This window comes from Microbacterium sp. zg-Y818 (genome assembly GCF_030246905.1).
In the GTDB taxonomy this organism is placed as follows: Bacteria; Actinomycetota; Actinomycetes; order Actinomycetales; family Microbacteriaceae; genus Microbacterium.
Map to the genome: position 1 here is coordinate 3,136,999 of NZ_CP126741.1, position 12,633 is coordinate 3,149,631.

A 12,633-nucleotide genomic window follows, 5' to 3' on the forward strand; every position below is an offset into this window, starting at 1 on the left:
ACGGAATATACAATATACCACGTCATCGATCCGCTGAGCTGGGGCGAGCAGGCCCACGGCCGCCGGTGTCAGGCCGCGCGGTTCAGCGCGGCCGGGATGTGCTCCGCCCACTCCGCGGGCGACTCCGCCGCGGGCGCCGCCGGGAGGGTGCCGGTGCCGTCGGGGTGCGGGATCGCCGCGAGCAGATCCCGGGTGTACGGGTGCACGGGGTGGGCCCAGACGAGCGGGGTCGGCCCCGACTCCACGATGCGCCCCCGGTACATCACCGCCACCCGATCAGCCATGAGCCGCACCACCGAGAGGTCGTGCGAGATGAAGAGCATCCCGGCCCCCGACTCCAGGCACAAGGTGCGCATCATGCCCGCGACGGATGCCTGTGCCGACGCGTCCAACGCCGAGATCGGCTCGTCCGCGACGATGAGGTCCGGGCGCGCGGCCAGCGCCCGGGCGATCGCGACGCGCTGGCGCTGACCTCCCGACAGCTGGTGCGGATACCGGCGGGCGAACGACGCCGCGAGCCCGACCGCCTCGAGCCATTCCTCCGGTCGCGCCGACACCGCACCCCGGCTGCGCGCGGCACGCGCGCCGTCGGCGATCTGCTGCGCGACCCGCACGCGCGGATTGAGCGACGAGTTCGGATCCTGGAACACCATCTGCATCGCGGTCAGCGCCGTCGGCCGGGTGCGCAGTCCCAACGGCGGCACCGCGGCCCCGTGGTACGACACCGCGCCGGAGTGGGGGCGCTCCATCCCGACTACCGCGCGGGCGGTCGATGATTTGCCGCACCCGCTCTCGCCGACGAGCGCCAGCACCTCTCCGGGCACGATCCGCAGCGACACCCCGTCCACCGCGCGCAGCGCGCCCCGTCCGCCGTACTCGACGACCAGGTCGTTGACCTCGAGGATCGGAGCGGTCATCGTTCGTCCTCCTGGGGGATCTCGCCCGCGACAAGCGGCTCCTGCGCGTCGGGCATGGCCGCCAGAAGCTCGCGCGTGTACTCGTGGACAGGAGCGGTGAACACCTGCGCACGCGTCCCCGCCTCGACGATGCGGCCGTGACGCATCACCGCGACGTCGTCGGCGATGGCGCTCATCACACCGAGGTCGTGGGTGACGAGGAGCACGGCGAGGTTCCGCTCGATCGCCAGGTCGCGCAGCAGGTGCAGCATGCCGGCCTGCACGGTGACGTCGAGCGCCGTGGTCGGCTCGTCGGCCAGCAGCACCTCCGGGTCGCAGGCCAGCGCGATCGCGATCGCCACCCGCTGGCGCTGCCCCCCGGAGAACTGGTGCGGAAATTTCTTCAGCGCGGCGTCGGGATGCGGCACCCGCACGCGGTCGAGCAGCTCCGCAGCCCGCGTGCGCGCCTGTGCCCGCGAGAGGCCGAGGTGGGTGCGCATCACGTCCGTCAGCTGCGCGCCGACGGTGAGCTGCGGATGCAGGCTCGCCGACGGGTCCTGGAACACCATCCCGATGCGACGGCCCCGGACGGCGCGGTACCGGCGTGACGGCATCCCGATGAGCTCTTCGTCGCCGAGCCGGATCGACCCGCTCGCTGTGCCCCCGGCCGGCAGCAGGCCGAGAACCGCCATCGCTGTCATGCTCTTGCCCGACCCCGATTCGCCGGCCAGCCCCTGCACCGCGCCGGGGCGCAGCGCCAGGTCGATGCCGCGCACGACCTCGCTACGGGCGCCACGAGGCCCCAGTTCGACGCGTAGGTCGCTGATTGTGAGGGCGTTCACCGCGCATCCTCCCTCGGGGCGGATGCCGGGCCGCCGGCCGTGACCGTGCCCGTGACGGCAGCCGCGGCGGCCTCGGCCGGCCGCTCCCGAGCGGCCAGCGGGTCGAGGGCGTCGCGCAGCGAGTCGCCGATGAAGTTGAACGCCATGACGACGGTGAGGATCGCGAGACCCGGGAACACCCCCAGCCACCAGGCGTCGATGTGCTGCATGGCGGCGGAGATCATCGCGCCCCACTCGGGCGTGGGCGGCTGCGCGCCCAGGCCGAGGAACGACAGGCCCGACAGCAGCAGGATCGCCGTGCCGATGTCGAGAGCGGCGAGCACGAGCACCGGTCCGCCCACGTTGGGAAGGATGTCCACGCGCAGCGACCGCAGCGGCGAGAATCCGAGCAGCCTGCCGGCGATGACGTAGTTCTGGTGGCGCAGACTCAGCACCAGCGAGCGGGTGATGCGGGCGTACTGGGGCCAGGCGACGATGATGCCGGCGATCACCGCGTTCATGATCGAGGGGCCGAGCGCGGCGGCGATCACCATGGCCAGGATCACGGTCGGAAAGGCCATCACCATGTCGGTGATGCGCATGAGCACCTCGTCGACCCAGCCGCCGATGTAGCCCGCGACGGCGCCGACGACCGTGCCGATGAGCATGGCGCACACGACGAGCACGAGGGCGAGCGGGATGGTCGTCTGCGCACCCGCCAGCAGGCGGGAGAAGACGTCGCGACCATTGGCATCCGTCCCCATGAGCGCCTCGGCGCTGGGAGCCTGCAGGCGCGGCAGCTGCTGCGCGAGCGGGTCGTGCGGCGTGATCCACGGTGCGAGGATCGCCACGACCACCCACCCGGCGGCGATGACGACGCCGACGACGGCCAGCGGAGAGCGCCACGCGGCGGGAAGACGGCGGCGCCGAGGGGCGACGCGGGCGGGCAGCAGCAGATTCATGACAGCCTCACCCGGGGGTCCAGCGCGCCGTACAGGATGTCGATCACGAGATTGATGACGAGGTAGATGACGCCGACGACGAGCCCCACGCCGGTGACGGCGAGCAGGTCCAGACCCTTGGCGGCGTTGTAGGCATAGGTGCCGAGACCCGGCCAGGCGAAGACAGCCTCGACGAGCACGGTGCCCGACAGCAGTGTGCCGAACGCGATGCCGACCATGGTGAGGATCGGCAGCGCCGCTCCCCGCAGCACATAGCCGAAGACGACGCGCGGTCCGCTCAGTCCCTTGGCGCGCGCGGCGCGGGCGTAGTCGGCATCGAGCACTTCGAGCACCGAGGTGCGGATGAAGCGGGTCAGGAGGGCGATCGTGAACAGGCTCAGCACGAACACGGGCAGAGCCAGGTGGCTGACGGCGTCGAAGAACCCGACCGAGTCGCCGTTGAGCAGGAAGTCGATCGTGTGGAAGCCCGTGACGCGCGGCGGCGGCGTGATGGTCGGCGACAGTCGTCCCGATCCGCGCACCCAACCGAGCTCGAGGAAGAAGAAGTTGTACGCCAGGATCGCCATCCAGAACGTCGGGATGCTGAGGCCGACGAGCGAGACCACCCGCACCACCTGATCGGTGGCCTTGCCGCGACGGTACGCGGCGAGCGTGCCCAGCACGATCGCGACGGCGAGGCTCAGGATGATCGCGTAGAACGCGACCTCGCCCGTGGCGGGGACGGCCTTGGCCAGGTCGTCGACCACCGCACGGCCCGTCGTGATCGACGTGCCGAGGTCGCCCTGCAGCAGGTTGCCGAGGTAGAGCACGAAGCGCTCAGGCACCGACTTGTCCAGCCCGTACTTCTCCTCGTACGCGGCGACGGTCGCCGGGTTCGACGAAGCCCCCTCGCCCAGCGCAGCGCGCACCGGGTCCCCGGGCACCAGGACGGTCAGCAGGAACGTCACCAGCACGACGCCCAGGAGCAGGATGACGGAGGTGCCCGCCCGCCGCACCAGGTACCGGGCCAGCGTGTGCCGGCCGGCTCCAGTGCGACGAGCGGGCGTGGTGGACGTCGTCACGTCACTGCGTGGGGGAAAGCGCGGTGAGGTCGAGCGTCCACGTCGGGTTGTACGTCAGTCCGCTCACGGTGTCGTCGGAGGCGATGTTGTTGCCGGGGACGATGAGCGGCACGAACGGACCAGACTCCTGCATGGCGGCGGCATAGGCGCCGAACGCCTCGGTGCGCTCCTCGACCGACGTCGCGTTGCGCGCTGCGGCGACGAGGGCGGCGATGTCGGCGGATGCCGCGGCATCCCATCCCGCGCGGAGCCCCACCTTCTCGCCCGGGCCGAAAGGCAGGAACGACGAGGAGTCGGCGTAGTCGGGTCCCCAGTACCACATCGAGAACGCCTCAGTGCCGTTGACGTACGGGTCGATCTCGGTCGCGAACGGCGCGGGAGCGAGCTCCACGTTGATGCCGGCGGCCTTCAGCTGGTCCTGCACGCGCTCGGCCACGGGCGTGAACTCCACGCCCCCGACCGGGTTGTCGTTCGGGAACTGCAGCTTGACCGTCTCGCCCGCGTAGCCGGACTCGGCCAGCGCGGCCTGTGCGCGGTCGAGGTCCTGGCCGGCGCCGTCGGCGAGCGCGCCGGCGAACATCGGCGGGATGACGCCGGTGGCCTGCTCGGCACCCACGCCGGCGAGCTCGAGGATCTTGTCGTAGTCGAGGGCGTAGCGCACGGCTTCGGCGAACTTCGGGCTCGCCGTGGCGGGGCCGACCTCGGGGTTCTGGTTGATCAGCAGGAAGATCGTCTCGGCCGACGGTACGGAGTCGACGGTGAACCCGTCGCCGAGGCCCTCGACCTGGTCGCCGTTCAGGTCGACCGCGATGTTCGAGTCTCCGCCCTTGAGGTTGATCAGCTGGGTGGCGCTCTCGGTGACGTTGCGCACCACGATCTTGTCGTACGCAGCGGGAGTGGGCCCGTTGTACTCGGGGTTCCCCACCAGGACGACCTGGGTGGTGAGGTCCAACGAGTCCAGCAGGTACGGTCCGGAACCGGCCGATGCGCCGTCGAGGAACGTCTGCGCGGCGTCGGTGGTGTCGGTGGCGCCGCCGTTGGCCTCGACCTCTTCGGCGTTGAGGATCGACAGCGACGGGTTGGTCACGATCGCCGGCAGCTGCAGCGACGGCTTCTCGGTCTTCAGCACGACGGTGGCGTCGTCGACCTTCTCCACCGTGATGCCCGTCATGAGGAAGTTGGCTTTGGAGTCGGTCATGCCCGCCACGCGCTCCAGCGAGAACACGACGTCGTCCGCCGTCACCGGGGAGCCGTCCGAGAACACGCGGTCCTCGTCGAGGGTGAAGGTGAACTCGGTGGCGTCCTCGTTCTGCTCCATCGTCGCCAGCGCCGGCTGCGGCGTGGTGTCGTCGCCCTCGAGGGTGAGCAGCGTGTCGTACACCGCGTGCAGCACCATGTTGCCCGTGGGCACGTAGTTGCGGCCGGGGTCACCGGTCTCGAGCGAGAAGGCGGTGTCGATGACGAGCGTGCCGGACGCGCCGTCACCACCGTCCACGTCGGTGTTCGCCGAGTTGCCGCCGGAGCAGCCGGCGAGCGCCAGCGCGGAAACCGCGACGAGCGCGGCAGCGGCACGGGAGTGGGATCGGGCCACGGGTGGGTCCTCCTGAGATCGCGGGCTGGACATCCCGAGGGAGCGCAGCGGGTTTTCGGGCACTCTATCCGAGATTCCGTCACGGACGCGCACTTTCCGTTGACGGACGTAACACCCAGGTGCAATATGTCCAACATGAGGGAAACGCGCACGCACTCGGCTGGACGATCGGCCGTCCAGATCGACGAAATCGGCTACGACATCCTCCGTGCGCTGAGAGATGACGGTCGTGTTTCAATTGCCGCGCTGGCGGCACGCGTCGGCATCTCGCGGGCCAGCGCGTACAGCCGGGTGGAGGCCCTCACCCGAGCGGGGGTCATCACCGGTTACTCGGCGCGGGTCGATCCTGCCAAGGCGGGCCTCGGTGTCTGCGCGCTGGTGTTCTGCTCCGTGCACCCGCAGAGCTGGGAGGAGTTCTTCGCCGCGGTCCGGGCTCTTCCCGAGGTCGAATCGGCGAAGATCACCACCGGTGAGCACGACATCATGCTGCTCGTGCGCAGCATCGACGTCGAAGGCATCCACGCCCTCGTGGTGGGCGGTATCGCCCTGCTGCCGCAGGTGGCGCGCGTGGAGACCGTGCTGATCCTCAACGAGGTGTTCGAGCGGCCGTACGTACTGCCCACTGACATCCCCGCCCGCAAAGAGGTCATGCCCGAGCGGGGCCTGATGAGCTTTGTGGCGACGAGCTCGGATCGCCCGTCGGGCTGACGCGCGCTCAGAGCTGTATGCACACGCTCTCGTGGTCGACGCCGTCCACGACGAAGCTCTCCACCAGGCGGAGGCGGCCGTCCTCGGCGCGCTCCGCGCGGCTGTCGGCGGAACCGCGCACGATGCTTCCGTCGGCGGCGAGCGCGTGGGCGAAAGAGATGCCGACCACGTCGCCGTCGACGCTGCCGACGAAGCGCCCCTCGGTCACGGTGTCGCCGGTGTACTCACCCCACACCAGCAATCCGTCCTGGTGGTACGTGAAGGTGGTCGGGGACTGCGGATCGACGATGCTGGCGGTGGAGGAGACCATCGCGAACCGCTGGCCATCGAGGTTGATCGGGGAGGGCATCCCACGAGTATCGCGTGAGACGGGCGCCTTCTGCCAAACGGGGCGAGCCGCCCGGCTTGCACCGCGGCAGGGGTCGGGCCTGCATCCTTCGCTGTCAGGAGCAGAGGGCCGCCAGCTCGTCAACGGACTCCTGCACGTCGCGGCTGTCGTCCACGAGGTCGCTCTGGACCTCGGCCAGCAGCGGCGCGTCGTCGGCGGCGGCCTGCAGCTGGTCGATCAGCAGGCCGACTTCCCTCATGTCCTCGTACACGTCCTCGAGCTCGTCGCGCACCCGCACGTTCGTGACCTGCGCCAGCGAAGTGTCCAGGTCGTCCGTGGCGGACCGGATCGCCTCCGATGCCCCGGCGTAGTCCTCGTCGTCGATGAGGGCGAGCGCTTGCGTCAGCGCATCCTCGGCGCTCTGGGCCTCGCCTTGCGCGATGTCGCAGGCCTCGGCGACGGATTGCTCTTTCGTGGCCTGCGTGGCGCCGCCTGTCGCGCCGCCGGCGGTACAGCCCGAGACACCGAGCAGAACGATGGCCGCGAGCGCGCCCGTGGTGATCTTGCGCATGATGTCGTCCTCCGTGGCGTCCGTGTTCGTAGGCGGCCACGGTACGTCTCGACCGAGGGCCGCGCCAGGCCCGGGTCTGGCTCGTTGTCGTGCCATTCGGTCGATCCAGGAGAAGTCGAAGACGCCGTCCGGCGCTCCGCGCCCGAGCCGGCCGACGCACCCCACCCCGCTACCGTGGCACTATGCCGACCGCCTCCTCGTCCCACCAGACCGCCCTCGTCGTCAGCGGCTCCGGGCGGTACGCCGACCCGTGGCATCCGTTCCCCCGCACGAGTCCCCTCCTCGCCGAGATCCTGCGCGAGACGGGGTTCGAGGTGAGGATCGACGACGACGTGGATGCCGCGATGACCCGGCTCGACGACGTCGATCTGCTCGTCGTGAACGCGGGCGACCCGTGGAGCGACGACCGGGACGGCGCCGCTCCCGCGGCATCCGTCGACGGCTTCGACCACGCCCTCGAGCGCGGGATGGGGCTGCTGGCGATGCACTGCGCCGTCGCATCGCTGCGGGACTACCCATCGTGGGCGCCGGCGATCGGCGGCATGTGGGTGCCGCAGGCGTCGTGGCATCCCGAGATCGGCGACGTCGACATCGCGGGCGGTGTGCTCCCCGGAGGCACCGTGATCGACGGCTTCTCGGTGTTCGACGAGCGCTACTGCCGCCTGCAGCAGCTCGGCGAGCGCAGCGTCGTCGCGACGCAGGTCACCGACGGCGAGCGGATGCCGGCTGCCTGGGTGCGCACGCACGGCCCGGCGCGGGTGGCCGTCGACACGCTGGGCCACGACGAGCGATCCTACGACTCCGCGGGGCACCGGCGCCTCATCGGGACACTCGCCCGGTGGGCCGCCGGCGCCGCCTGACCCCGGGCGTCGCCGGCGCGTGGGCACCCGAAGAACCGGCGATCCCCGAAGGACGGGCCACGACGCGGATGCCGCGCGCCCAACCCCGCTCAGGCGTCGTCGAGGTAGTGGATCACAGCCTGCACCCGGCGGTGGACATCCGCGTCGGCAGGAAGCCCGAGGGAGTCGTAGATGCGGGACATGTGCTGCACGACCGCCTTCTCGGTGAGGAAGAGCTTCGCGGCGATGCTCGCGTTGCTGCAGCCCTCGGCCACCAGGGCGAGGACTTCGCGCTGGCGCGGGGTCAGACAGCCGACGGCTGAGGTCGCCCGGCTCGCGCGGTCGACCATGACGGCCACCACCTCGGGGTCCAGCACCGTTGCCCCGGTGGCGACGGCGGCCAGGTCGTGGAGGAACGTCTCGATGTCGGAGATCCGTTGCTTGAGGAGGTACCCGACACCGCCGGTGCCGCGGGAGAGCAGTTCGCGGGCGTAGCTGCGCTGCACATACTGCGACAGCACGACCACCCCGGTCGCAGGGTGCGCCGCCCGAATGGCGAGGGCGGCGAGGAGTCCTTCGTCGGTGTTGGTCGGGGGCATCCGGATGTCGGTGACGACCAGGTCCGGCGCGTGCGCGGCGACCGCCTCACGCAGCTGTCCGGCGTCGCCGACGGAGGCGACGACATCATGGCCGGCTTCTTCCAGCAGAAGCTGCAGGCCGCGCCGGATGAGCGTCTCGTCCTCTGCGATCACGATCCGCAGGGCAGCGTCACGCATAAGCGCGTCCCTTCCGTCGGGGTACTGGTCAGTGCGAACGTCCCGCCCGCGGCATCCACCCTGTCCGCCAGGCCTCGAAGACCGGTGCCCCGCTCGACCTGCGCACCCCCGACGCCGTCGTCGCTCAGGTCGAGCACGAGCTCATCGCCGTGCACCTCCAGCAGGACGACGACCGAACCGGCCTGGGAGTGCTTGACCACGTTCGTGAGTCCTTCGGCGATCACGAAGTACGCCGTGTCGGCGATCGCGTCGCCCAGCACCCCGACAGCGCCGACCAGCCGCGTAGGGATCGGCATGCGATCCGCGAGCTCCTCGGCGGCCGCGAACAGACCGCGCTCGATGAGCGCCGCCGGCACGAGGTCGTGCACGAGCCGCCGCAGATCGGCCGCGGCGGTGTCGATGTCGCGACGCAGCCGCGTCGCACGCGCGTGGACGACGTCGGGATCGGCGGAGGCCAGGCGCTGGGCGTCGACGGCGAGCATGACCAGCTGCGCCTGCAGCCCGTCGTGGAGGTCCCTGGCGATGCGACGGCGCTCACGGTCGGCCGCTTCGACCAGTCGTTCCCGCGAGCGCAGCAGCGCCCGGCGGTTCGCCCGCAGCTCCGCGGTGAGACGCTCGCGGTCCACCGCGATCGCCACGACGTTGCCGGCGGTGCGCACGAGCTCCTCATCGACCAGCAGCGCCCGGTCGTACTCGATCGCTCCGATCACCCGCCCGTCGAGGACGATCTGCGACCAGCCGCGGTGGGGGGCGCGAGGGGGCGCCGGATGCCCGTCGGCGTCGACGAAGCAGCCGCGGCCCTCCGCCCAGAAGTACAACTCCAGCGACGGATCGCCCAGTGCACGCGCCAACGCCGCCGAAAGCAGCTCGCGACTGGCCGCGGCCGCGCCGAGCCAGGTGCCCAGCTCCTCGAGCTGGCTGGTGCGGGCGAACCCGCCGCGCAGCATGCCGAGCGCGAACGCCACGGGCACCCCCGTGACCACCAGGTACTGCGCGGCGATGCCGATCAGGGGGTCGACGCCCAACGGCGCCAGCACCAGCCGGCCACTGAGGGGTGTCGCGACGGCGGCGAAGATGCCGTACGAGAACAGCGGCACGAGCACGCGACGGTGGGCGGCGTCCGCGCGCCTCAGCCGACCGACGAGGATCACGACGGTCGCTGCCATGACCGCCGCCCCCGCGACCACTTGCACCGAGAGGGCGGCCGCGGCGAGGTCGGGGGCATCGACGATGACCAGGTCCGGTGCCGGGCCGTCCGCGTCGAACAGGTACTGCGGCGCCTGCAGCGCCGTCGACAGCGTGTACCCGGCGATCACCACCGCCCTCGCCGGCCAGGTGATGAGGTAGCCCGTGGGAAAGGCCAGCAGCAGATGCAGCATGGCAGGGAGGACCAGCGTCGCGCAGACGGCTCCGACGGCCACCAGGAACGGGACACCGGTGTTGCCCACCGTGCCCAGATGGATCATCACCCCCGCCAGGACGATGAGCAGTCCCAGCGGGTTGCTCGGCCTGCGCTGCCACGCCACCACGCCGATGCCGACGTAGACCCAGAACATCACCGCACTCGCCGCGATGAGCGGCCAGGCCGGGTCTTCGACGGGGATCAGCGCGAGGTACACGGCGCCCAGGATCCCCGCCAGCACGGCGACCATCGCGAGGGCGCGGTCGAGCGAGCGGGCGAGCGCCGAACGGACGGGTACCGGACGGCCGCCATGAGGTTGGGTCATCGGGCACCAGAGGGGACGGGGAACTCCATTGTGGCGGCTGGATGCCGGGACACCTAGCGACCCAGGTCGCCTGTGGCGCGGCATCCGCCCGCTCGACCCGCCGCGCACCGCCGCGTCACGGGAAGTCGATGATGGCGAAGCCCAGCGGCAATTCGCCGGTGCGCGGCTCGGGCCGAGACAGCGCACCCTGCAGGAAGGTGCCGGTGAGGTAGTCGTCGGCGTCGGCGATCGACTCGGGGGCGACCTGCCCGCTGTAGTCGAAGCCCGCGAACGCATACGGGAGCGAGTCCGAATCCAGCAGGCTCGGCCCGTCCATCAACTGGAAATGCAGGTGCGAGGCGTTGGCGTTGCCGGTGTTGCCGAGACGCCCGAGAACCTGGCCCTCGGTCACGGTGTCGCCGGGCTTCACCGTGATCGATCCCGCGATCAGGTGGGCGTACATGGCGTACACCCCACCGCCGAGGTCGAGCACGACGTGGTTGCCGTCGACGTTCTCGACGGTGAGCTTCGCCGCCAGCTCGGGGTCGTGGGCGGGCAGTACGCCGGGGGCGTTCGCCGCCATGCCGTCCAGGATCGACACGACGGTGCCGTCCGCGACGGCGAGGATGTCGGCGGCGTAGTCGACGTAGCTGTCGTTGCTGGTCTTGTCGCCGGAGTAGAACTCGCCCGCGTCGTTCGTCCGCTTCCAGTCGATCGCGAAGCGCTGGCTGTTGTTGAGCTTGCCGTTGACCGACATGACCGAACTGCGGTGCGGGAAACCGGGCTCGCAGCATCCGTTGAGCGCGACCCAGTCGTCGCCGCGCACCGGGGGCGCGATGACGGGCAGCGTGCGGGTGGAGATCGCCAGCGGCGCGGCCAGATACTCGATGGCGCCCGGCTCGCCGAACGCCGGGGAGAGCGCGCCGGTACCCGAGATGCGGTGCAGGAGAACCGGGGGGAGCTGGTCGAGCGACTCGAGGGTGAAGTCGACGAAGACCACGCGGCTGGTCTGGGGCGGGATGACCGCGCTGTCGACGTAGCCGGCAGGCAGATCCCGGAGCCGATTGCACTCACCGAACGTGCACGACGGATCGACCAACGCCGTTCCGGAGAAGCTCGCGACGGTGCGTTGCGGATCGGCACCATCGACGACGTCGATCTGGCCCAGGGTCGCGGGGATCTTCGTGGCGTTGGTGAGCTGGAGATCGTAGACGACGTGGAATCTGCCATCGGTTCCGGGGAACGGCAGCGGCGGCGCGCCGATGGTCTCGACGGTGACCGCGGTGAACGCGTCCGGTACGGTCACGTCCGACACGGAACCGGCCGCCGACGGCGCGGTGGGGGCGTCGGCGGGAGGTGTCGCCGAGCAGCCGGCCGAGAGAAGCGCCACCGCCGCCACGAGCGGGACGAACAGACGGATCATGCGGCGAGATGTCACTGTGAAGCTCCAGTTTTGTGCGATTTCTGCGAAGTTATCAGGCGGTACGCGGCCACCTCTGGGGACCTGAGTCCCCTGTTTGCCGCGTGGGCGCTCCCTAGCGTCATGGGGTGATGGAAAAGCACCAGACCCGAGTCCACCCCTGGAAGACGGCCGCGATCGCTGCGGGTGTCGTGGCCGTCGTCGGCGTCGGCGTGGCGATCGCCGTCGGCGCGTCGACCGGGCCGCCCCCCGCGCTGCCGCCCGCCGCGGAGGCCGGCGCGGGTGCCCCCGAGCCCGATGGACGGCTCGCCGCCACACCGGAGCAGGCGTACGCGCTGTCGCTCCCGGTGCTCGGCGGGTGGCTCGAGGAAGACTTCGACCATGCGTGGATCGTGACGGCCGCGACGTTGGAGGCGGCCGCGGCCGCACTGGACCATGCCGCGCGTGACGACGTGCAGTACGCACACTGGGTGGACACCTTCACGGGCGTGCTCGACGTCGCCGATGCGGTCGCGGCCGGCGACCAGGAGGGTGCACTGACCGCCTTCGCTCCGCTCTCGGCGCAGTACCCGGGCCCGTACGACGACGTCATCGTCGACCGGTCGCTGTCACGGATGCCGACCGAGGACGCGCTCACCCACATGGCCGCGCTCGAGGCGGGGATCGCGGCGGGCGACGGCGGAGCAGTACGCAGATCCGCGGGCGACGTCGCCGAGGCGTTCGCCGAAGTCGTGCGGGCCGCTCAGCTCGGCGTCGCAGACGAGCCCCACCAGGTGCTCACCCGCCTGCTGCCCGCTTTCCGGGCGCTCGACGATCTGCACACCGCCATCCTCGACGGGCAGACGCAGGATGCCGCAGCGGCGGCCGCCGCGCTCCGCTCCTCGTTCGACACCTTCACCGCCTGGCACCACAGCGTGTCCGGCTGACGACCACGATCACTCAGGGGAACGAAGA

General features: G+C 70.9%; 13 protein-coding genes. 3 read left to right on the forward strand and 10 right to left on the reverse strand.

Features of this window, described 5'->3' with window-relative positions; genetic code table 11:
* Window positions 1–68: 68 nt before the first annotated feature.
* From QNO21_RS14865 to QNO21_RS14885, 5 genes are read right to left on the reverse strand one after another with little or no spacing between them, the layout of a single operon-like run.
* Window positions 69–917 carry an ABC transporter ATP-binding protein gene (locus QNO21_RS14865; RefSeq protein ID WP_257517226.1) on the reverse strand — a complete coding sequence of 283 codons (849 nt, stop codon included), beginning with the start codon at window positions 915–917 and terminating at the stop codon, window positions 69–71.
* Entirely contained in the window at window positions 914–1,738 is an 825-nt protein-coding gene (locus QNO21_RS14870) for an ABC transporter ATP-binding protein (protein ID WP_257518580.1), read from the reverse strand. Before QNO21_RS14870 ends, QNO21_RS14865 begins: the two co-directional genes overlap by 4 nt.
* Entirely contained in the window at window positions 1,735–2,679 is a 945-nt protein-coding gene (locus QNO21_RS14875) for an ABC transporter permease (RefSeq protein ID WP_257517048.1), read from the reverse strand. The genes QNO21_RS14870 and QNO21_RS14875 overlap by 4 nt, the downstream gene beginning before the upstream one ends.
* Window positions 2,676–3,740 (reverse strand): ABC transporter permease, encoded by a 1,065-nt coding sequence (locus QNO21_RS14880; protein ID WP_257517049.1) that lies wholly within the window; start codon window positions 3,738–3,740, stop codon window positions 2,676–2,678. The genes QNO21_RS14875 and QNO21_RS14880 overlap by 4 nt, the downstream gene beginning before the upstream one ends.
* Before the next feature lies 1 nt (window position 3,741).
* Window positions 3,742–5,331, reverse strand: a complete 1,590-nt coding sequence (locus QNO21_RS14885) for an ABC transporter substrate-binding protein (RefSeq protein ID WP_257518581.1) — start codon at window positions 5,329–5,331, stop codon at window positions 3,742–3,744.
* A gap of 135 nt (window positions 5,332–5,466) precedes the next feature.
* Between QNO21_RS14885 and QNO21_RS14890 the strand changes: the two genes are divergently transcribed.
* Window positions 5,467–6,039 carry an Lrp/AsnC family transcriptional regulator gene (locus QNO21_RS14890; RefSeq protein ID WP_257518582.1) on the forward strand — a complete coding sequence of 191 codons (573 nt, stop codon included), beginning with the start codon at window positions 5,467–5,469 and terminating at the stop codon, window positions 6,037–6,039.
* 7 nt (window positions 6,040–6,046) lie between these two features.
* On the opposite strand, the gene QNO21_RS14895 is transcribed toward QNO21_RS14890, so the two are convergent.
* Both QNO21_RS14895 and QNO21_RS14900 read right to left on the reverse strand, forming a co-directional pair.
* Entirely contained in the window at window positions 6,047–6,388 is a 342-nt protein-coding gene (locus QNO21_RS14895; RefSeq protein WP_257515120.1) for an avidin-fold protein, read from the reverse strand.
* A 94-nt stretch (window positions 6,389–6,482) separates the two neighbouring features.
* Window positions 6,483–6,938, reverse strand: a complete 456-nt coding sequence (locus tag QNO21_RS14900; RefSeq protein WP_257518584.1) for a hypothetical protein — start codon at window positions 6,936–6,938, stop codon at window positions 6,483–6,485.
* 182 nt (window positions 6,939–7,120) lie between these two features.
* Between QNO21_RS14900 and QNO21_RS14905 the strand changes: the two genes are divergently transcribed.
* Window positions 7,121–7,798 (forward strand): ThuA domain-containing protein, encoded by a 678-nt coding sequence (locus QNO21_RS14905; protein WP_257518585.1) that lies wholly within the window; start codon window positions 7,121–7,123, stop codon window positions 7,796–7,798.
* 89 nt (window positions 7,799–7,887) lie between these two features.
* On the opposite strand, the gene QNO21_RS14910 is transcribed toward QNO21_RS14905, so the two are convergent.
* The 3 genes from QNO21_RS14910 to QNO21_RS14920 form a co-directional block, all read right to left on the reverse strand.
* The gene (locus QNO21_RS14910; protein ID WP_257518586.1) at window positions 7,888–8,553 is read right to left on the reverse strand and encodes a response regulator transcription factor; all 666 of its coding nucleotides are present in this window, start codon (window positions 8,551–8,553) and stop codon (window positions 7,888–7,890) included.
* A complete protein-coding gene (locus QNO21_RS14915; protein ID WP_257518587.1) occupies window positions 8,526–10,280 on the reverse strand; it encodes a sensor histidine kinase in 1,755 nt (584 codons plus the stop codon). Before QNO21_RS14915 ends, QNO21_RS14910 begins: the two co-directional genes overlap by 28 nt.
* Window positions 10,281–10,395: 115 nt before the next feature.
* Window positions 10,396–11,682, reverse strand: a complete 1,287-nt coding sequence (locus tag QNO21_RS14920; RefSeq protein ID WP_257518588.1) for a M23 family metallopeptidase — start codon at window positions 11,680–11,682, stop codon at window positions 10,396–10,398.
* 128 nt (window positions 11,683–11,810) lie between these two features.
* Between QNO21_RS14920 and QNO21_RS14925 the strand changes: the two genes are divergently transcribed.
* Window positions 11,811–12,605 carry a hypothetical protein gene (locus QNO21_RS14925; RefSeq protein WP_257518589.1) on the forward strand — a complete coding sequence of 265 codons (795 nt, stop codon included), beginning with the start codon at window positions 11,811–11,813 and terminating at the stop codon, window positions 12,603–12,605.
* Window positions 12,606–12,633 lie beyond the last annotated feature (28 nt).